We start from the raw sequence: 20,387 nt of genomic DNA on the forward strand, positions 1-20,387 counted from the left end.
CCTTTTTCAGAAATAAAATTTTGTATGGTTAAATATTTTAATTGATTCATCAATTATTATTTAAAAATTATCAATATCCAAAATAGTTGGCTTGATGTACTTAAATAAAATTGTTATGAAAAAATGCGGGGAATTACGTGAAGTAATTACGTTTGGTTATCTATCCAAATTGGGTAGAATTTAGCACCTTCTTTAAAATATAAAGGGTTGCTAAGGCTTCACAGGGTCTATTCCCTCTGCCTTTCTTGATAACAATTGTCAATAAGTTTATGAACTAAGGAGCAAAGTAACGCAATAAAATTTTCTCACACAAACATTCGTAATTTTAAAGAACCAATTTAGCTACCTCTTTAAATGCTTCTTCTAGATCGTTTTTTAAATCTTCAATATCTTCTATCCCAACTGAAAGCCTTATTAAATCTTGAGTTACACCTGAAGCAATTTGTTGTTGTTCATTTAACTGTTGATGCGTAGTACTTGCTGGATGAATAATTAAAGATTTTGTATCACCAATATTTGCTAATAATGAAAATAATTTAGTGCCATCTGTCAATATCTTTGCAGCTTCAAAACCTCCTTTTACTCCAAAAGTCACCAAACCGCTTTGCCCTTTAGGTAAATATTTTTTCGCCAAAGTGTGATACTTACTACTTTCCAAACCAGGATAATTCACCCAAGAAACTTCTTCTCTACTTTCTAACCATTTTGCTAGTTTTAAAGCATTTTTGCTATGTTGTTTAATTCTCAAAGGCAATGTTTCTAATCCTTGAATAATTTGAAAAGCATTGAATGGACTTAACGCTCCACCAAAATCACGCAATCCTTCTAAAATTAATTTAAATGTAAAAGCCGCTGCTCCTAAAGTTTCACTATAAATCAATCCATGATAACCTGCTGATGGTTCTGTAAATTCAGGGGATTTTCCATTAGTCCAATCAAAATTTCCTGCATCAATAATAGCACCACCTAATGAATTTCCTTGACCTCCAATATATTTGGTTAAAGAATGAATTACAAGATTCGCCCCATGTTTGATAGGGTTTAACAATGCAGGCGTTGCCACGGTATTATCAACAATAAATGGAATCTCAGCCGCTTTAGAATATTTCGCAATTACTTCTAAATCCAACACATCCAACTTAGGATTTCCTAAAGATTCAACAAAAAATGCTCTGGTATTATATTGAACAGCTTCCTTAAAATTATCAGGATTTGAAGCATCTACAAAAGTTGTAGTAATTCCTAATCGAGGCAAAGTTACGTTCAATAGCGTAAAAGTTCCACCATACAAACTACTTGATGCTACAATATGATCACCTGCTTTTAATAATGTTAATAACCCTGTTGAAATAGCAGAAGCTCCAGATGCAAAAACAACTGCTCCAATTCCACCTTCAATAGCCGCCAAACGTTGTTGTAAAATATCATTGGTTGGATTGTTTAAACGGGTATAAATAAACCCTAATTCTTTTAATGAAAATAAATTTGCAGCATGTTCTGTGTTGTTAAAAACATAAGACGTAGATTGATAAATAGGAACGGCTCTGGTTCCTTGAGTTTTTGAGGTATCGTGTCCTGCGTGTAATGCTTGTGTTGAAAAATTTTGTGTACTCATAATTAATATATTTTTAGTCTTTACTTACTTTTTTTAAAATAAAAAATCCCTTTGGTTTTAGATATTACCAAAGGGATTTCATCATTCAGATTTTTTATTCCATTCAATTTAGGCAATACCGGCTCATTGTGCTACGCATTTGCATGCACATGACTACTTTATTGCTTCTAATTATTTGAATTATTGTATTCATTTTTGTTGTATTAAATAAAAAAACCTCTGAAAATTCAGAGGTTTTTTGTTTTATATATTTTTGTTATATTTTAAACAATAGCATCCTCTGTGTAAATTTTACACATCATACAACACATTTCGTTAAACATAATTTTCATTTTACTTCATTTTAATAGTGCAAATGTAATAACAATTTTTAAAAATACAACAAAATTTAAATAAAAATAAAATTTTAACATTTTATGAAAGTAAGTTTTGTAAATTTGCAAACGAAATAATAAGAGGAATGATTTGTACTGATTGCAACCTCATAAAAAAATGCTAAAGCAGTTGTTAAACTACTTTTTCAAATATTACTTGCAATCATTTCATTTCATTTTAAATTGAATAAAAAATTTAAAAGATATGTCATATTTATTTACTTCAGAATCCGTTTCAGAAGGTCATCCAGATAAAATTGCTGATCAAATTTCAGATGCATTGGTTGATAACTTTTTAGCATTTGATAGAAATTCAAAAGTTGCTTGTGAAACTCTAGTAACTACAGGTCAGGTTATTTTGGCTGGTGAAGTAAAATCTAAAACCTATTTAGATGTTCAAAAAATTGCTAGAGATGTAATTAATAAAATTGGATATACCAAAAGCGAATATATGTTTGACGGAGATTCGTGTGGTATTTTTTCTTCAATTCATGAGCAATCTCAAGATATTAACCAAGGAGTTGATAGAATTAATCAAGACCAAGGTGCTGGCGACCAGGGAATGATGTTTGGTTATGCTATAAATGAAACCGAAAATTACATGCCTTTAGCTTTAGAGCTAAGTCATAGAATTTTATTAGAATTAGCTAAATTACGTAGAGAAAATAAAGAAATTACTTATTTAAGACCTGATTCTAAAAGTCAGGTTACCATTGAATATTCTGACAAAAATGTTCCGTTGCGAATTACCGATATTGTAGTTTCTACACAACATGATGATTTTGATAAAAATGACGATAAAATGCTGGCAAAAATAAAATATGATATCATTACCATTTTAATGCCAAGAGTAATTGCAAAATTACCATCAAAATTAAAAGCATTATTTAATGATGCTGTTGTATATCATGTAAATCCGACTGGAAAATTTGTGATTGGTGGTCCACACGGCGATACCGGTTTAACTGGTAGAAAAATTATTGTGGATACTTACGGCGGAAAAGGAGCTCATGGTGGTGGTGCCTTTTCAGGTAAAGATCCAAGTAAAGTGGATAGAAGTGCGGCTTATGCAACACGCCATATCGCTAAAAATATGGTTGCTGCAGGTATTGCCGATGAAATTTTAATTCAGGTTTCTTATGCAATTGGTGTGGCTAAACCTATGGGAATTTTTGTAAATACATATGGAACTTCAAAAGTTAACTTATCCGATGGTGAAATTGCAAAAATAATTTCAACATTATTTGATATGCGACCAGCAGCCATTGTAAAAAGATTAAAATTACGTGAGCCAATTTATTCAGAAACAGCTTCCTACGGTCATATGGGACGTGAAAATAAAACTGTTACAAAAACATTTAAAAATGTTGATGGGACTGAGGTAACCAAAGAAGTTGAATTGTTTACTTGGGAAAAATTAGATTATGTTGATGCCATAAAAAAAGCATTTAAATTATAGTTAGTACTTTATAAACCTGAGTTCGATATAAGGATTTAGTTGTTCAAAACGCTATTCTCGATACAATTTTCTATTGAAAATTACTCGAATTGACGTGTTTTGTTTGCAAATTACGTCAGATTGAGTAAAATTCTGAAAGAATTTTGTATCGAAATCAAGTAATTTGCTTACATCGAACTCAGGTTATAAAATAACTAGAGGCAGTCTAAAAAGTAGAGTTTTCGTCAACCTGAATTTGTTTCAGGTTTTCAAAACGCTGGTAATCCGTAAGATAAGATTCTGAAACAAGTTCAGAATGACGGTTTTCAATACTTTTTAGACAGCCTCTTTTCTTTTTGTATAATAATACATTATTAGTTTTCTTTTAAAACCATTTGTAATCTATCCCAAATTTCACCTTGATATTGCATAAAATTTGTATCCATTTTTTCTTCTATAAATCCTAATTTTTTATACAACGTAATAGCTGGTTTATTAAACGTGAAAACGGTAAGATAAACTTTGAAATTTGGATACTTTTTTTGGATAAATTTTAGCAAAGCAATCATCATTTGCTCTCCAAAGCCTTTTCCTCGATGTTCTTTAGCTATTAATAATCTCGAAATTTTAACTTTTTTGTCAATTACCTCTAACTCGGCATGACCAATAACTTGTGAACTTTTATTTGTTATATGAATTACTTTAAAAACTAAGGTTCCTAAATTAGTTGCTTTTTGCAAATGCTCTTTTATTTGCAGTTCATTTAATGGAAAAGTGAACATTTTTGATGCCCAAATTATGTTAAGTTTAGGAGAATCAACCCAACTAATTAAACGCTGAGTATCTGTTTTTAAATCAAATTTTTCTATAATTATTGACATCTACAAGTCTTATTCTATTTTAAATTTAATGCTGACTTCACTTTGTACTTTTATTTTCTGAAAATCAATATTTACAGGTTTGTAATTTGGAGTTGGTACAGCCTCGTACATAACTTTTAAACCTGCTGCTCTACCCTGCATTGCATAATTATTATAACCACTTAAATCTGAAATATAAATTGCTTTTCCTAACTTTTGATTAAGTGGTTTTACTAATGCTTCTGCCTGTTTTTTTGCCTGAATAATGGCTTTTGATTTTAATGCTAACTGTAAATTCTTCATTTTTGAATACTCGGTTTTATACAAATAAACATTTGAAATTCCTATAGATTCTAAACCTACAATCACTTCTCCTGCTGACATTGCATTATATACAATTAGTTGGTATGATTTGCTTTTAAGAATATCTTTTCGTCTTAAAAAATACTTTTTAAAATTACTGGCAACATCACTTAAAAATAATTGTTTTTTTAAATCAATTCCTAAAGAAACTAATTTTGTTGCCATATTATTTTCTAATTTTTCAACAGCTATTTTCCCTTTTGTATCTTTTTCTGTGATGAGAATTTGCAAGTAAATTCTATCAGGTGAAACTAAAGTATCTACTTTTGCACGTGTTTCAATGTAAGGTTGGTCAATAAAATTTTTGGTTTGTGAAAAAGCAGTTATTGCAACTAAATTCACTAAAATGATAAGAATTCCTTTTTTCATAATTTATTATATTTAAAATTTATATCTAAAAACCATACAAATGTTGTTCCAAAACAATATAGTTTTTTACAAATGCTATGTTTATTTCCAAAAAATATCACTTAAATTATCTCTAAATTTTTCTGTATGATGATATTTTGCCATCAAATCTAGTTCTTCTTTAGTGGCTACATTTTGAATTTCATTAAATAAAATCTGCTCTTCAAAACGAACATGGTTTTTTAATGCAATTTGAAGTTGTTTTAAAGAATCTTTAATTTGGGTTGTATTGGTAAATAAATCTACTAATAATTTATGTTCTTGCATTACTCTAATAATAAGCTCATGGTTACTATCTAAAACAGGAAACATGTATTTTTCTTCCATTTTAAAATGCTCTATAATATGATTTTTATAAAACCAATTAACGTATTTTTTTATTCTTTCAACTGAAATTCCTTTTGAAAAACCTTCTTTAATTTTCCAACAAAGTAATAATGCATAATGATGATCTCGTGAGTATTCTTGCAGAGATAAATTCCTTTTTATTGCCATAATTTTAATATTGCTTAAATTTAAGTATTTAATTATTTATACTTGTTAGCATTTAGAATAAAATTTATTAATTTAAATACTTTTTTTATATTTTACACTAAGGTTTTCAATATTTTATTTAATAAAGAAATAATATAACTATTTAACATACAATATATTACACATAAATAAATACTTAAATTTAGAAACTTAACACTTTTTTTTGCGTTAGGGATTGAGCGGTTTGTTTGAGCTCTTTTTTAAGTTATTTTTACTTAAAAAAAGCGAGTAGCGAAAGCCCGACCCAAAGGGTAACGCCCTACAAATTCTATGTTATTTATTAATTACAAACAAATATGGTTTTCAGTTAATTTGTGTTAACTATTGTTAAGCTATTCGGATTATATGGTTTATGTGCTTAACTTTGAGCTTATGAATAAACGCTATTACAAACTTGTTGTCTATTTAATTGGTGTTACTGTAGTTACTATTATTGGCGTTCAGTTGTATTGGATTTATAAAGAATACCAGCTAAACAAACAAAATTTAATTAGCAAAGTTCAATTAAGTTTAGACAATTCGGTAGAAGCTTACTTTGTAAACTTAACCAAATCAGGTATTATTACGTTTACTTCAATAGATTCTGCTAGTGCTAAAAAAAAGATTGATACTATTTTTTTGAAACCTGGTTCTCGTTTTGGTTTGCGAAAAAAAATTGATAGTACATTACAAAATATTGCAAAAACTGAAAATAAAAAACCCTTACTTCTTAAAAATAGAAGAGATGGAAATTTTCCCTTTTTTACAGCTAATAAACACTTTCCTAAAAGTATTGATAGTTTAATTTCAAAAGTTTTTATTTCCATTTCAAGAGATACTTTAGATTTAAAAAAATTAAGCAATTACGTAAATAATGAATTATCACGAAATAATATAAATGTAACTTATGGATTACAATATTCATATTATAAAGGACATTTTAAAAATAAAAAAAAACCTAAAGTAACCACTTTTCATTTAAATAATTTTCCGAAGAAATATTTAAAAACAGTTTCAAAATCAACTTTTTTACCGCATAGAAGTAAACTCGAATTATTTTTTACCGATGAAACTCCAATTCTACTAAAAGAATCATTGATAAGTATTTTGCTATCGTTACTACTTTCACTAAGCATTATTGCCAGTTTATTATATTTATTAAAAACCATATACAAACAAAAGCAGTTATCTGAAGTTAAAAATGATTTAATAAGTAATATTACGCATGAATTTAAAACACCCATTGCAACCATATCTGCCGCATTAGAAGCTATGAAAAGTTTTAATGTTTTAAATGATAAAGAAAAATCTGAGAAATATATAAACATTGCAAATGCACAAATAAAAAAGTTAGATGTAATGATTGAAAAGATTTTAGAAACAGCAACTTTAAATCATGAAGAACTAAAGATTACTAAAAAACCTGTAAATATTAGTGAATTAATTAATGAAATTATTACTAAATATCAACTACTTTCAAAAGGAAAAACGATACTTTTTAAATCAACAATACCAAATAAACTTATTAAATTAGATGCTTTTCATTTTGAAAATGCTATTAGTAATATTTTTGATAATGCTATTAAATACGGTGGAAATAACATTGAAACTGAATTAACTTCTGATAAAAATACAATTACTTTAACCATTTCTGATGATGGAAACGGAATTCCAAAAAATCAAAAAGATAAAATTTTTGAACAATTTTATAGAATTCCAACAGGAAATACGCACGCCGTAAAAGGTTTTGGAATTGGATTATATTACACTAAAAACATCATAGAAAAACACGGAGGCACCATTCAAGTGATTTATAATAAAAAAAATAAAACCACTTTTAAAATAGAATTACCTAATGAGTGAAACACTAAAAATATTATTAGCAGAAGACGAGCCTTCATTAGGGCAAATCATTAAAGAAAGTTTAGAAACTAGAAACTTTAAAGTATTGTTATGCAAAGATGGTGAAGAAGCCTACCAAGTTTACAAAACTGAAAATCCGTTATTATTAGTTTTAGATGTAATGATGCCAAAAAAAGATGGATTTACCTTAGCCAAAGAAATTAGAGCAGAAAACCCAAACATTCCCATTATATTTTTAACAGCAAAATCACAAACTTCAGATGTTGTAGAAGGATTTAATATTGGTGGGAATGATTACTTAAAAAAGCCTTTTAGTATGGAAGAATTAATTGTTCGTATTAAAGCTTTACTTCATCAAAATTCTTTTGAAAAAGATGAAGAAATCTCCTTCGGAAATTTTACATTCAACCTAAAAAGACAAACGTTACAACATAAAAAAACCATTCAAAATTTGACTCATAGAGAAGCTAATTTACTCTATTATTTACTTAAAAATAAAGATGAAGTGTTAGAACGTTCTTTTATTTTAAAAAAATTATGGGGAAATGATGATTTTTTTAATGCCCGAAGTATGGATGTTTTTATCACTAAACTTAGAAAAAAGCTAAAAGAAGATCCTTCCATTCAAATTATTAATGTTCGTGGGTTTGGCTATAAACTTATTTATTAACAGTTACCATTTCTAGTTAATAATCATAAAAATTTTAATTAACTTTAGCGTTTTAACTTATATACCAAACATATATTATGCATGTAGCAATTGCAGGAAACATAGGTGCAGGTAAAACTACCTTAACCAAACTTTTAGCGAAACATTACAGATGGGAACCACACTACGAATCCGTTGACGAAAATCCATATTTGGATGATTTTTATGGATCTATGGAACGTTGGTCTTTTAATTTACAAGTGTATTTTTTAAATAGTAGGTTTAGACAAATATTAGAAATTAGAAAAAGTGGTAAAAATATTATTCAAGATAGAACGATTTATGAAGATGCACGAATTTTTGCACCCAATTTACATGCTATGGGTTTAATGGCAAATAGAGATTTTAATAATTATGAATCACTATTTGAATTAATGGAAAAGTTAGTTACACCACCAGATTTATTGATTTACTTACGAGCTTCTATCCCAACCTTGGTAGGGCAAATTCATAAAAGAGGACGCGATTACGAAAACTCTATTAGCATTGATTATTTAAGCAGACTTAATGAACGTTATGAAGCTTGGATTACAAAATACAAAAAAGGAAAATTATTAATTATTGATGTAGATAATTTAGACTTTGTTGATAATCCTGAAGATTTAGGTTCTGTTATCGATAAAATCGATGCACAAATAAACGGATTGTTTTAACCTCATTTATAATGATATATAAAAAAACTCGCCAATGGCGAGTTTTTTTATAGCTATAATTTAAAATTATTCTTTATGTTTTTCAACATTAATCTCTACACCATCTTTTTTTAAGTTATCCAAAGCTTTTTGAACCTCAGCTTCAGTCCCTTCAAAAACTTTTTCTTCTTTAGTTGTTTCTCCGTTTACAGTTGAAGATGTAGTAACAATTGCTTTAGCCGTACCATCATCATTAGTAGTCATTTCAACTTGCACTTGTTTTTGAACTTCTTGAACTACCATTTCAGTTGCTGGTTTAATAGCAACATGTTCAGAAACTGCATCATTAGAAAGTGCAATACTTGGTGCAATTACTAAAGCCACAACGGACATTAATTTTAATAAAATATTTAAAGACGGTCCTGAAGTATCTTTAAAAGGATCTCCAACAGTATCACCTACCACTGCAGCTTTATGAGCCTCAGTTCCTTTTAATCCTTTTTCTTCAATCATTTTTTTTGCATTATCCCAAGCACCACCAGCATTAGATTGGAAAATTGCCATTAACACACCTGTAGTGGTTACCCCAGCTAATAAACCACCTAACATTTGAGGTCCACCAATAAATCCAACAGCTACCGGAGAGGCCAAAGCTAAAACTCCTGGCAATATCATTTGTTTAAGAGAAGCTTGTGTTGATATAGCTACACATTTTTGATATTCGGCAACTCCATGTGCAGCATCAAATATTTTTCTATCCTCAACAGATGCTTTTGACATATCTGAATCATATTTTTTCATTACGACCAATGCATTCTTTAACGCTGGTATTTCTCTAAACTGACGTCGAACTTCTTCAATCATAGCCATTGCTGCTTTACCAACAGCATTCATAGCTAAGGCCGAAAATACAAATGGCAACATACCACCCACTAATAAACCAGCCATTATATTTGGTTTTGAAACATCAATTGAGGTAACATGAGCTGTTTGCATAAATGCTGCGAACAAGGCTAAAGCTGTTAAAGCAGCCGAAGCAATGGCAAATCCTTTACCAATTGCAGCGGTTGTATTCCCAACAGCATCTAATTTATCAGTCCTTTCACGAACTTCTTTTGGTAATTCTGCCATTTCAGCTATTCCACCTGCATTATCTGAAATTGGACCATAAGCATCAACAGCTAATTGAATTCCTGTATTTGCTAACATTCCAACAGCTGCAATGGCAATACCATATAATCCTGCAAAATAATGTGAAACAATAATAGCTGTTGCAATTAATAGAATTGGAATTGCAGTTGACATCATCCCTACACCTAAACCAGCAATAATATTAGTAGCTGCACCTGTTTCTGATTGCCTAACAATTGAATTCACTGGTTTTGTTCCTGTTCCTGTATAATATTCTGTAATTTTACCAACACCTAAACCAGCTATTAAACCCGTAATTGTTGCCCAAAAAACACCCATTGAAGTATATTCAAAACCGTTAAAAGTCCAAGATGCTGGTAACATTTGATCAATAACAAAATAAGAAGCAATTACCATTAAACCTGCAGAACCAAATTCACCTATATTTAAAGCAGTTTGTAAATTTCCCCCATTTTTAACACGTACAAAGAAAGTTCCAATAATTGACATTACAATGCCAACAGCAGCTAAAACAAGTGGTAAATAAACAGGTCCTAATCCATCAAACCCATTTGTTTTAAAAACAGGCAGTGCGACAAACGCACCACCTAAAACCATTGTACCGATGATTGAACCAACATAAGATTCAAATAAATCAGCTCCCATACCAGCAACATCTCCTACATTATCACCAACATTATCCGCAATTGTTGCAGGATTTAAAGGGTGATCTTCAGGAATACCTGCTTCAACCTTACCCACTAAATCTGCACCAACATCAGCAGCTTTGGTATAAATACCTCCACCAACACGTGCAAACAAAGCTATGGATGATGCTCCAAGCGAGAATCCTGATAACACATTTAATACCCTTACAATACTCCATCCTTGTCCACTATAAAACATAAATAGAGAACTTAGTCCTAAAACTCCTAAACCAACAACACCTAATCCCATAACTGAGCCACCAGCAAAAGCTACTTCTAATGCTTTTGCTATCGAGGTTCTTGCAGCTTGTGTAGTTCTTACATTTGCTTTTGTTGCTACTTTCATTCCAATAAATCCAGCCAATGCAGAACAAACAGCTCCTACCACAAAAGATAAAGCAATCATTCCACTTGAAAGCAATTTCCCATCGGAATCTACTTCAAATTGACCTTTGAAATACAATAAAATTGCAACAGCAATTACAAATACTGAGAGTACTTTGTACTCTGCTTTTAAAAAAGACATGGCTCCATCTGCAATGTTTTTTGCTATTTGAGCCATTTGTTCATTTCCAGTCTCTTGTTTTGAAACCCACGCATTTTTGACAATTACAAAAAGAAGTGCTAAAACTCCAAAAAGAGGTAAATAATTTACGATTAATTCCATTTAATTTTTTTGTTGTTTGTTTAATTATTTTTTACGAGGCTAAAAATACCATTTTCAAACGTTTTCGCAAGATATTTTTAAAAAAAAATCCTTTCAAAAATTGAAAGGCTTTTTTTTAAGAATTTTATATGGTAAATGTTCTCTTCTTTTTATGCTCACTATCATCATAGCGTTCAATACATTTTTTTAAAATTTTATAAGCTTCTTCCGAATTTCCCCAACCTCCAACATCAACTTTCTTTTCTTCTAAATCTTTATAAACTTGAAAAAAGTGTTCAATTTCTTTTATTCTATGTGGGTTAATATCAGAAATATCGTTTCTTTTACTCCAAACAGGATCGGAGATTGGAACACAGATAATTTTTTCATCTGGTCCTTTTTCATCTGTCATATGGAAAACACCAATTGCTTTAACTTCCATAACGCACATTGGGAAAGTAGGCTCTGCACCTAAAATTAAAACATCTAGCGGATCTTTATCTAAAGCCAATGTTTCTGGAACAAACCCATAATCACCAGGGTACATCATTGATGAAAAAAGCATTCTGTCAAATCGAATTTTTTTTAAAGTAAAGTCATATTCATACTTATTTCTACTCCCTTTAGGAATTTCAATTAATACATCAAACGTTTTATTTCCTTTTGTAGTCATTATTATTTTTTTTACAAAATTATAAAATTGAATACGTTAACCTATTTTAAAATCAATATTTTTAAAAATAAAATCCAAAGGCTCCTTTTATCGCAAATTTATTTACTCCAGGAATATTTTTATAATTGCCTCTCCAACTAAAATCTATTCTAAACACTTTAAGAATATTACCAATACCAACGCTATATTCATAATACGCTTTGGTTGGTGCAACGTAATTAATATTTGAGGCATTTAATGCTTTATTTTTATCAGAAATTGAACCAACTACAGCTTTAAATCCAACCAATTCTCTCAAATTTAATTTTTTTAATAATGGAATTCTAGAAAATATACGTCCGTTAAAATTATGATCAATATGTACGGAAGCGTATGTATCTGTTATAAACTCATAATAATCTAATAAAGCGTAGGTGTTTTCTATAGTAAAATATGATTGATTTCCTGGAACTACATTTAACAAGCCAAGCGGAACTTCGCCAAAAGTTTTTCCAACTTCAAAAGTGGTAAACATACGTCCGAAACCTCCAATTAAAATTGGTTGTCGATAATATAACTGAACCTTATCGTAATTAAAATCATTAGTTGTAATTCCTTTAAAACCGTGTTCATAATTTAAAAAGAAAGTAGCATAAGTATCTGTTACTTCATTTCTTTCCACTCCAAAACCAATGGTTTTTCTATCTGGCGTATATTTTATGGAAATATCGGCTTCAACTTGAGCTATGTTTGAGGCTTTTATATTATTGGCTTTATCTTTCCAATAATCTAAACTAAAGGTTTGTGGTGATGCTGATTTTAAAGTTCTATAAGAACTTCCTATTTGAAATTTTAAATTATGTTTTGGCTCTATCGATGCAAATGCACTCGTTAAATTTATGGATGTTAATTTACTATTGTCTCCACTAGCAAAAAATGAAGATGAAGCAAAACTTCTCCCTAATACATCATTTGTTGTGGTTAAACTAACTCCAATTTGCTCAATATCTCTCCGGTTTCCAAGCCCAATTGTAAATCTGTTTTTATAATTAAACATCCACTTACCCGAAACTCCATATTTAAACTGATTATCTTTAAATCCGTAGGCCGTATATGCTTGTAAACGCCATAAATCATTTTCTCCAAAATACGTTCGTATTCCGGTTCTAATACGCAACCCTTCTACATCATTTTTACCAAAAGTGGAATAAATTGGTCCATAATCAAAATTTTTAAATCCAATATAACCCGAGCCTAAAATAGAAATTAGATTATAAATATGCTTGAATTTTGGAACTGTAACCAACGTATCTAACATTTTATAAATACCTGATTCTGTTTTATTTAATTTTTCCTGTCTATTAGCTGCCCAATAATCATCTTTTTTATGATATATTTTTTCATCAAATACATCAGCCTTTTTGGTATAAAAACTATTACTTTTTACGGTATTGAAATTGTAATTTTTATACATAGTAGTTCTTCTTCCATAAACTCCTTTTGCTTTATCTTTTTTATTTAAACTGAAATCAGACATCATATAATCTTTTTTCAATAAAAAAACAGAATCATTAACTACGTTAAATTCTTGTTCTATATAAATATCTTTCACCCAATTTATATTAGCTGAACGCGTGGCTTGCATATTGATTTCTTTAACTGCAAAGGTGGTGTCATTCACCCAAAAATCGCCTTTAAAAGTAAGTTCATTTTTTCTACGAGGATAGTACACAATATTATAACACCATTTATTATCAATAAAAGCACTATCAGACAATACGTAATTATAGGTAGAAACTCCCGAAATTTTTGAAATAGGACTTACAAAACTTTTATCGAAAATTTTAATATAGTTGCTGTAAATATTATATTCTACATATAAATCTTTGATAAAGGCAATTACATTTTGGTTAGATTCAAAACCTGAATTTTTATTGGCAACTAAATCTTCTCTAACTTTAAGTCCTCCTTTATTTTTTCCATAGGTTTTATAAACCGATTCATTGATAAAAATTGGTAAAAATGCCTTCCCAGTAATTTTGGACGTATCAATACTTTTAAAAACAAACTCCAACCCTTTAAAAAATTTACTTTTCATCATAGCACTATCCACATTATTCATGTCAAACTCTAATTTTTCATACTTATCGTACTGAAATTGAGGAAATAAATACACTCCATTTTGTCTTTTTTTTGCCCATATCTTTTTAAGAATGGCAATTGCTGGATTCCCTTTTTTCTTAACCTTTCCACTATAAATAACTACTTCCTTAAGCTGATCGGCTTCTTCTTTAAGTTGAATAGTTAAATTTAAATCTCTCCTTTTTACAGGAACTATTTTTGTTTTAAATCCTAAAAAGGAAACCTCCGCCTTTGTATAAGTTTTATCAGATTCTAAATAGAATTTACCATTTTCATCAGACACAGTTCCAATAGTTGAACCCACAAAAACAACATTTGCAAATGGAACACTTTCGTTATGTTCATCAATTATAGCTCCTTTAATTTTCACTTGTGAAAAAGAGGTTGTTGTAATAATTAAAAAAAGTAAGAATATTTTTATTTTCATTTTTATCATTCCAAAAAAAAACCTTCAAGCGTTACTCAAAAGGTTTATTAACGTTTATTTAGACGTTTTTATTTTCTATATAGTACATCTTTTACCGCTTTTACAACATCATTTGCATTTGGCAACCATTCTTCTAATAAAACTGGAGAATAGGGAGCCGGTGTATCAGCAGTAGTAATTCGTTTAATTGGTGCATCTAAATAATCAAAAACATTTTCTTGAACTTGATACGTAATTTCAGAAGCAATACTTCCAAAAGGCCAAGATTCTTCTAATATTACCAATCTATTTGTTTTTTTAATAGAATCAAAAATAGTTTGATGATCCATAGGACGAATAGTACGCAAATCGATAATTTCTACAGAAATACCTTCTTTTTCTAATTCGTCAGCCGCTTTATAAGCCTCTTTAATTATTTTACCAAATGATACTATGGTAACATCAGTTCCTTCACGTTTAACATCAGCAACACCAATAGGAATAATATATTCACCTTCTGGCACTTCTCCTTTATCGCCATACATTTGTTCTGATTCCATAAAAATAACAGGATCATCATCTCTAATTGCAGCTTTTAATAATCCTTTTGCATCATACGGATTAGAAGGAATTACCACTTTTAAACCCGGAGTATTCGCAAACCAATTTTCAAAAGCTTGAGAATGCGTTGCTCCTAATTGCCCTGCAGAACCTGTTGGTCCTCTAAATACAATTGGGCAATTTAATTGTCCGCCAGACATTTGTCTGATTTTAGCTGCATTATTTATAATTTGATCAATACCTACTAACGAAAAGTTAAAGGTCATATATTCCACAATTGGTCGTGTTCCATTCATTGCTGAACCCACAGAAATACCTGTAAAACCTAGCTCGGCAATAGGCGAATCAATAACACGTTTAGGTCCAAATTCATCTAACATTCCTTTTGAGGCTTTATATGCACCATTATATTCCGCAACCTCTTCTCCAATTAAAAAAATGGATTTATCTCGTCGCATTTCTTCACTCATTGCTTCACAAATAGCTTCTCTGAATTGTATTGTCTTCATTTTATCATTTTTTAGAATTTGCAAAATTACACAATTCTAATTCTACTTTCAAACTTTATGTATATAATAAAATTTTACTATGCGTGCATAGTATTTTAAAAAAAAGTAGTAACTTCGTAGCAATTACAAAAAACCTGATTAATTTTATCCAACTATTTAAATGATAATAAAATGAAAATATTAGTTTGTATTAGTCACGTTCCAGATACTACTTCAAAAATAAATTTTACGGATGATAATTCGAAATTTGATAAAACTGGCGTGCAATATGTAATAAACCCTTTTGATGAGTTTGTACTTACCAGAGCCATGTGGTTTAAAGAAAAACAAGGAGCAACAGTTACCGTTGTTAATGTTGGAAATGCTACAAGTGAGCCAACTTTACGTAAAGCATTGGCTATTGGTGCAGATGATGCCATAAGAGTTAACGCTGAACCAACTGACGGATTTGCAGTTGCTAAAGAACTTGCCGAAGTTGTTAAAAATGGTAATTACGATTTAATAATGGCTGGTAGAGAATCTATTGATTATAACGGAGAAATGGTTCCTGGTATGATTGCTTCAATTTTAAATTTCAATTTTATTAATGCTTGTATAGGAATTGATATTGATGGTGAAAAAGTAACTATTTCAAGAGAAATTGATGGTGGAAAAGAAGTGTTATCTGGAAATTTACCAATTGTAATTGCAGGTCAAAAAGGAATTGTAGAAGAAAAAGATTTACGAATTCCAAATATGAGAGGAATTATGATGGCACGTAAAAAACCTTTAACTATTGTAGAACCTACAAATGCTGAAGCACGAACTGCTATTATTTCTTTTGAAAAACAAGCCGCAAAAGGAGCTTGTAAATTAGTGGATGCAGATAACGTAGGAGAATTAGTGGATTTATTACATAATGAAGCTAAAGTAATTTAATTATTGTCTAATACTTAACATCAAAAAAACATATGCCAGTTTTAGTTTATGCCGAAACATCGGAAGGAAAATTTAAAAAACCAGCTTTTGAAGCCACTGCTTACGGAAAAAAAGTTGCAGAACAAATGCAAACAAATTTAGTTGTATTAACAATAAATGCAAACGATACCACAGAATTATATCCTTACGGAGCCGAAAAAGTAATTTCAGTATCCAATGATTCTTTAAAAAATTTCAATGCGAAAATATTTGCAAATGTTATAAAACAAGCTGCTGAAAAAGAAAATGCAGAAGTTGTAATTATTGAAGCAAATACCAACGGATTATATGCAGCATCAATGGTAGCAGTACAATTAAATGCTGGTTATGCAAGTAATGTAGTTGCATTACCAAGTGCTACTTCACCTTTTACGGTTAAAAGAAAAACATTTTCAAACAAAGCTTTTAATAACACTCAAATTTTAACAGCAACTAAAGTATTAACTTTAGCTAAAAATTCAGTGGGTGTAGTAGAAATTCCTGTTTCAGGAACTACGGAAGCATTTTCTCCTGAATTGGTAACTTGTAATTTAAAATCTGAAGCTATTGAAAAAACTTCAGGAAAAATAACTATTGCCGATGCTGATATTGTAGTATCGGGTGGTAGAGGATTAAAAGGACCTGAAAATTGGGGAATGATTGAAGAATTAGCAGACGTTTTAGGAGCTGCAACTGCTTGTTCTAAACCCGTTTCCGATTTAGGTTGGAGACCTCATAGTGAACATGTTGGACAAACAGGTAAACCTGTTGCTGCTAACTTATATTTGGCTGTGGGTATTTCTGGAGCAATTCAACATTTAGCAGGAGTTAACTCTTCAAAAGTAAAAGTAGTTATTAACACAGACCCTGAAGCACCTTTCTTTAAAGCTGCAGATTATGGAATTGTAGGTGATGCTTTTGAAGTTGTTCCAAAATTAATTGAAAAGTTAAAAGAATTTAAAGCAAATAACGCATAATTTTATTAAATTGTGCCTCTAAAAGGCGGTCTAATTATTGGATGACGATGTCCTTAATTAGACCGTTTTTTATATTTTAAATTATGAGCTTAGTCCGTTTAAACATTAAAGGTATTTCTTATAGCCAAACTCAAAGTGGTGCTTATGCATTAGTTTTAAGTGAAGTAAAAGGCACTAGAACTTTACCTATTGTTATTGGTGCTTTTGAAGCACAATCTATTGCAATTGCTTTAGAAAAAGCAATAAAGCCCCCTAGGCCACTTACTCATGATTTATTTAAAAGTTTTGCTGATAGGTTTCATATTACCATCAAAAAAGTAATTATTCATAAATTGGTAGATGGCGTTTTTTATTCTAGCTTAATTTGTGAACGCGATCATATTGAAGAAATTATAGATACTAGAACTTCCGATGCTATTGCTTTGGCAACTAGATTTAACGCTCCTATTTTTACCTATGAAAATATTTTAGATAAAGCTGGTATTTATCTAAAATTTAAAGATGAGTTAAATGTTGAAAAAGATAAATTAAGCATTGAAAATTTAATTGATAAAGAACAACCAACGATAAGCAAAGAATCAACATTTTCAAAAGACACACTAAAACAATTACACGAAAAACTTAATATAGCTATTCAAAATGAAGACTATGAATTAGCTGCTAAAATTCGTGACGAAATCAATAATAGAACATAACAACATGAACATTAAATTACGCTTAACCGTATTAAATTTCTTAGAACTTTTTGTATTTGGAGCTTGGCTTATTTCTTTAGGCGGTTATTTAGGAGGACAACTTCATTTTGACGGAATTCAAATTGGTAAAATCTTTAGCACCTTAGGTATTGCCTCTTTAGTAATGCCAGCTATTGTAGGTATTATAGCAGATAAATACTTAAATGCACAAAAACTATTGGGATTATTACATTTAATTGGTTCAATTTTTTTATTCTTTATTGCTCAAACTAAAGATTTTGATACATTTTTTTGGTTGATTTTGGGTTATCTAACCGTTTATATGCCCACAATTGGTTTAACTAATACGGTTTCTTACAGTATTTTAACGACCAATAAATATGACGTAATCAAAGTATTCCCTCCAATTCGTGTTTGGGGAACTATTGGTTTTATTGTGGCTGAAGTTGCTGTTGGAACACTGGGTTGGGCTCATAATAATATACAATTCTATTTTGCTTTGGTTATATCTTTAGCGATGGGTGTTTATGCTTTCACCATGCCAAACGTACCTTTATCAACTTCTAAAAACAAATCTTTTAAAGAGCGACTAGGTTTGGATGCATTTGCGTTATTTAAAGAATATAAAATTGCGGTATTCTTTATTTTTTCAATGCTTTTAGGTGTTATGTTACAAATATCAAATATGTGGGCATCTGAGTTTTTAAGAAGTTTTGAAGTCAATTTTCCTAATTCATTTGCAGTAACTAATTCAAATACTTTAATTGCCTTATCTCAAGTTTCTGAAACTTTATTTATTTTAACCATTCCTTTCTTTTTGAAACGATTTGGCATTAAAGTAGTAATGATTATGAGTATGTTAGCTTGGTTTTTCCGATTTGGATTATTTGGCATTGGAGATCCAGAAGGCATTGGACTAGGTTATCTGATAATGTCTATGGTTGTATATGGAGCCGCTTTTGATTTTTTCAATATTTCAGGTTCCTTATTCATTGAAACAGAAACCGATACTAAATATAGAGGAAGTGCTCAAGGCTTATTTATTTTACTAACAAATGGTGTAGGAGCTGTTATTGGTGCACTCGGAAGTGGATATGTAGTTGACCATTTCACTACAAAATATCATAAAATTAGTGAATTTACAAATCGCTTAAATATTCAACCAAATAATGAATGGTTGGTAAATAAATTGGGAAGTATGAAGAAAGAAGGTATTGAAATTATAAATGGGGAAATCCAAAAGGCAACTCTAAACGTTACCGATTGGACAAATACTTGGTTCATTTTTGCTGCTTATGCCTTAATTTTAGCCATTATATTCACCATTGTTTTTAAGTACAAACACAATTCTGATGCTATAAAAAACGTTAACCATTAAAAGAAGTTACTTAAAAATAATTTTAAATGAAGCAGTATTTAAATTTGATAAAACACATACGTAATAATGGTATTCAAAAAGAAGACCGTACAGGCACTGGAACAAAAAGTGTTTTTGGATATCAAATGCGTTTTAACTTAGAGGATGATTTTCCAATGCTTACCACAAAAAAGTTGCATTTAAAATCTATTATTTATGAACTATTATGGTTTTTAAAAGGCGATACCAACATTAAGTATTTACAAGAAAACAATGTAAAAATTTGGAATGCTTGGGCAGATGAAAATGGAGATTTAGGTCCTGTTTATGGACATCAATGGCGTAATTGGAATAGTGAAGGAATTGATCAGATTAAACAAGTAATTGAAACTATAAAAACGAATCCAGATAGCAGAAGAATGTTAATTTCCGCTTGGAATCCAAGCGTTTTACCCGACACAACCGTTTCTTTTTCAGAAAATGTTGCAAATGGAAAAGCGGCACTACCTCCTTGTCATGCCTTTTTTCAGTTTTATGTTGCCGATGGAAAACTTTCTTGTCAGCTATATCAACGGAGTGCAGATGCTTTTTTAGGAGTTCCTTTTAATATTGCGTCTTACGCTTTACTAACTTTAATGGTAGCACAAGTTTGCAATTTAAAACCTGGAGATTTTGTGCATACTTTTGGTGATGCTCATATTTACAATAATCATTTAGAACAAATTAATTTACAATTATCTAGAGCACCCAGAACCTTACCTAAAATGGAAATTAATTCAAATGTTAAAAATATCTTTGATTTTAAATTTGAAGACTTTAACTTAGTAAATTATAATCCGCACCCGCATATTAAAGGTGCTGTTGCTATTTAACCTGCCAAACTTGATAAAAAA

17 protein-coding genes and 1 riboswitch are annotated in these 20,387 nt (G+C 30.1%); of the genes, 9 read left to right on the forward strand and 8 right to left on the reverse strand.

Annotated features, from left to right (window positions below; translation table 11 throughout):
- Positions 1-153: 153 nt before the first annotated feature.
- Positions 154-255: riboswitch (SAM riboswitch) on the reverse strand.
- 70 nt (positions 256-325) lie between these two features.
- On the reverse strand, positions 326-1,615 hold the full coding sequence (locus L3J60_RS08900; protein WP_291975148.1) for an O-acetylhomoserine aminocarboxypropyltransferase/cysteine synthase family protein: 1,290 nt from the start codon (positions 1,613-1,615) through the stop codon (positions 326-328).
- A gap of 579 nt (positions 1,616-2,194) precedes the next feature.
- Between L3J60_RS08900 and metK the strand changes: the two genes are divergently transcribed.
- The gene (gene metK, locus L3J60_RS08905) at positions 2,195-3,448 is read left to right on the forward strand and encodes a methionine adenosyltransferase (RefSeq protein WP_291975149.1); all 1,254 of its coding nucleotides are present in this window, start codon (positions 2,195-2,197) and stop codon (positions 3,446-3,448) included.
- Positions 3,449-3,801: 353 nt separating this feature from the next.
- On the opposite strand, the gene L3J60_RS08910 is transcribed toward metK, so the two are convergent.
- The 3 genes from L3J60_RS08910 to L3J60_RS08920 all read right to left on the reverse strand — a co-directional run bounded on the left by L3J60_RS08910 (position 3,802) and on the right by L3J60_RS08920 (position 5,553).
- Entirely contained in the window at positions 3,802-4,308 is a 507-nt protein-coding gene (locus L3J60_RS08910; protein ID WP_291975150.1) for a GNAT family protein, read from the reverse strand.
- 9 nt (positions 4,309-4,317) lie between these two features.
- On the reverse strand, positions 4,318-5,019 hold the full coding sequence (locus tag L3J60_RS08915) for an SIMPL domain-containing protein (protein WP_291975151.1): 702 nt from the start codon (positions 5,017-5,019) through the stop codon (positions 4,318-4,320).
- An 81-nt stretch (positions 5,020-5,100) separates the two neighbouring features.
- A complete protein-coding gene (locus L3J60_RS08920; RefSeq protein WP_291975152.1) occupies positions 5,101-5,553 on the reverse strand; it encodes a hemerythrin domain-containing protein in 453 nt (150 codons plus the stop codon).
- A gap of 411 nt (positions 5,554-5,964) precedes the next feature.
- Here L3J60_RS08920 and L3J60_RS08925 point away from each other — a divergent pair, with 411 nt between their 5' ends.
- The 3 genes from L3J60_RS08925 (at position 5,965) to L3J60_RS08935 (ending at position 8,796) form a co-directional block, all read left to right on the forward strand.
- Positions 5,965-7,434, forward strand: a complete 1,470-nt coding sequence (locus L3J60_RS08925; protein WP_291975153.1) for a HAMP domain-containing sensor histidine kinase — start codon at positions 5,965-5,967, stop codon at positions 7,432-7,434.
- Positions 7,427-8,104: a response regulator transcription factor gene (locus tag L3J60_RS08930; protein ID WP_291975154.1), complete on the forward strand. Its 678-nt coding sequence runs from the start codon at positions 7,427-7,429 to the stop codon at positions 8,102-8,104. Before L3J60_RS08925 ends, L3J60_RS08930 begins: the two co-directional genes overlap by 8 nt.
- Before the next feature lie 77 nt (positions 8,105-8,181).
- Positions 8,182-8,796, forward strand: a complete 615-nt coding sequence (locus L3J60_RS08935) for a deoxynucleoside kinase (protein WP_291975155.1) — start codon at positions 8,182-8,184, stop codon at positions 8,794-8,796.
- 66 nt (positions 8,797-8,862) lie between these two features.
- On the opposite strand, the gene L3J60_RS08940 is transcribed toward L3J60_RS08935, so the two are convergent.
- From L3J60_RS08940 to L3J60_RS08955, 4 genes are all read right to left on the reverse strand, one after another.
- A complete protein-coding gene (locus L3J60_RS08940) occupies positions 8,863-11,280 on the reverse strand; it encodes a sodium-translocating pyrophosphatase (protein ID WP_291975156.1) in 2,418 nt (805 codons plus the stop codon).
- A 124-nt stretch (positions 11,281-11,404) separates the two neighbouring features.
- Complete coding sequence (locus L3J60_RS08945) at positions 11,405-11,932, reverse strand: inorganic diphosphatase (protein ID WP_291975157.1); 528 nt, start codon at positions 11,930-11,932, stop codon at positions 11,405-11,407.
- A 61-nt stretch (positions 11,933-11,993) separates the two neighbouring features.
- Positions 11,994-14,480 (reverse strand): DUF5686 and carboxypeptidase-like regulatory domain-containing protein, encoded by a 2,487-nt coding sequence (locus L3J60_RS08950; protein WP_291975158.1) that lies wholly within the window; start codon positions 14,478-14,480, stop codon positions 11,994-11,996.
- A 68-nt stretch (positions 14,481-14,548) separates the two neighbouring features.
- Positions 14,549-15,529 (reverse strand): pyruvate dehydrogenase complex E1 component subunit beta, encoded by a 981-nt coding sequence (locus L3J60_RS08955; protein ID WP_291975159.1) that lies wholly within the window; start codon positions 15,527-15,529, stop codon positions 14,549-14,551.
- A 171-nt stretch (positions 15,530-15,700) separates the two neighbouring features.
- Here L3J60_RS08955 and L3J60_RS08960 point away from each other — a divergent pair, with 171 nt between their 5' ends.
- The 5 genes from L3J60_RS08960 to L3J60_RS08980 all read left to right on the forward strand — a co-directional run bounded on the left by L3J60_RS08960 (position 15,701) and on the right by L3J60_RS08980 (position 20,366).
- Positions 15,701-16,447, forward strand: a complete 747-nt coding sequence (locus L3J60_RS08960; RefSeq protein WP_291975160.1) for an electron transfer flavoprotein subunit beta/FixA family protein — start codon at positions 15,701-15,703, stop codon at positions 16,445-16,447.
- Between the two features lie 32 nt (positions 16,448-16,479).
- Positions 16,480-17,442, forward strand: coding sequence for an electron transfer flavoprotein subunit alpha/FixB family protein (locus tag L3J60_RS08965; protein ID WP_291975161.1), 963 nt, complete (start codon positions 16,480-16,482; stop codon positions 17,440-17,442).
- 83 nt (positions 17,443-17,525) lie between these two features.
- The gene (locus tag L3J60_RS08970) at positions 17,526-18,137 is read left to right on the forward strand and encodes a bifunctional nuclease family protein (RefSeq protein ID WP_291975162.1); all 612 of its coding nucleotides are present in this window, start codon (positions 17,526-17,528) and stop codon (positions 18,135-18,137) included.
- A gap of 4 nt (positions 18,138-18,141) precedes the next feature.
- Positions 18,142-19,515: a nucleoside permease gene (locus tag L3J60_RS08975; RefSeq protein WP_291975163.1), complete on the forward strand. Its 1,374-nt coding sequence runs from the start codon at positions 18,142-18,144 to the stop codon at positions 19,513-19,515.
- A gap of 26 nt (positions 19,516-19,541) precedes the next feature.
- Complete coding sequence (locus tag L3J60_RS08980; protein ID WP_291975164.1) at positions 19,542-20,366, forward strand: thymidylate synthase; 825 nt, start codon at positions 19,542-19,544, stop codon at positions 20,364-20,366.
- Positions 20,367-20,387 lie beyond the last annotated feature (21 nt).

The sequence above is a fragment of the Lutibacter sp. genome (genome assembly GCF_021647475.1).
GTDB lineage: Bacteria > Bacteroidota > Bacteroidia > Flavobacteriales > Flavobacteriaceae > Lutibacter.

Excerpts from the sequence above, each read along its gene's own strand:
- L3J60_RS08910 (WP_291975150.1), bottom strand. The coding sequence starts at position 4,308 with ATGTCAATAATTATAGAAAAATTTGATTTAAAAACAGATACTCAGCGT.
- L3J60_RS08970 (WP_291975162.1), top strand. The coding sequence starts at position 17,526 with ATGAGCTTAGTCCGTTTAAACATTAAAGGTATTTCTTATAGCCAAACT.
- L3J60_RS08935 (WP_291975155.1), top strand. The coding sequence starts at position 8,182 with ATGCATGTAGCAATTGCAGGAAACATAGGTGCAGGTAAAACTACCTTA.
- L3J60_RS08930 (WP_291975154.1), top strand. The coding sequence starts at position 7,427 with ATGAGTGAAACACTAAAAATATTATTAGCAGAAGACGAGCCTTCATTA.
- L3J60_RS08975 (WP_291975163.1), top strand. The coding sequence starts at position 18,142 with ATGAACATTAAATTACGCTTAACCGTATTAAATTTCTTAGAACTTTTT.
- L3J60_RS08950 (WP_291975158.1), bottom strand. The coding sequence starts at position 14,480 with ATGAAAATAAAAATATTCTTACTTTTTTTAATTATTACAACAACCTCT.
- metK (WP_291975149.1), top strand. The coding sequence starts at position 2,195 with ATGTCATATTTATTTACTTCAGAATCCGTTTCAGAAGGTCATCCAGAT.
- L3J60_RS08900 (WP_291975148.1), bottom strand. The coding sequence starts at position 1,615 with ATGAGTACACAAAATTTTTCAACACAAGCATTACACGCAGGACACGAT.
- L3J60_RS08965 (WP_291975161.1), top strand. The coding sequence starts at position 16,480 with ATGCCAGTTTTAGTTTATGCCGAAACATCGGAAGGAAAATTTAAAAAA.
- L3J60_RS08945 (WP_291975157.1), bottom strand. The coding sequence starts at position 11,932 with ATGACTACAAAAGGAAATAAAACGTTTGATGTATTAATTGAAATTCCT.
- L3J60_RS08940 (WP_291975156.1), bottom strand. The coding sequence starts at position 11,280 with ATGGAATTAATCGTAAATTATTTACCTCTTTTTGGAGTTTTAGCACTT.
- L3J60_RS08925 (WP_291975153.1), top strand. The coding sequence starts at position 5,965 with ATGAATAAACGCTATTACAAACTTGTTGTCTATTTAATTGGTGTTACT.
- L3J60_RS08980 (WP_291975164.1), top strand. The coding sequence starts at position 19,542 with ATGAAGCAGTATTTAAATTTGATAAAACACATACGTAATAATGGTATT.
- L3J60_RS08915 (WP_291975151.1), bottom strand. The coding sequence starts at position 5,019 with ATGAAAAAAGGAATTCTTATCATTTTAGTGAATTTAGTTGCAATAACT.
- L3J60_RS08920 (WP_291975152.1), bottom strand. The coding sequence starts at position 5,553 with ATGGCAATAAAAAGGAATTTATCTCTGCAAGAATACTCACGAGATCAT.
- L3J60_RS08955 (WP_291975159.1), bottom strand. The coding sequence starts at position 15,529 with ATGAAGACAATACAATTCAGAGAAGCTATTTGTGAAGCAATGAGTGAA.
- L3J60_RS08960 (WP_291975160.1), top strand. The coding sequence starts at position 15,701 with ATGAAAATATTAGTTTGTATTAGTCACGTTCCAGATACTACTTCAAAA.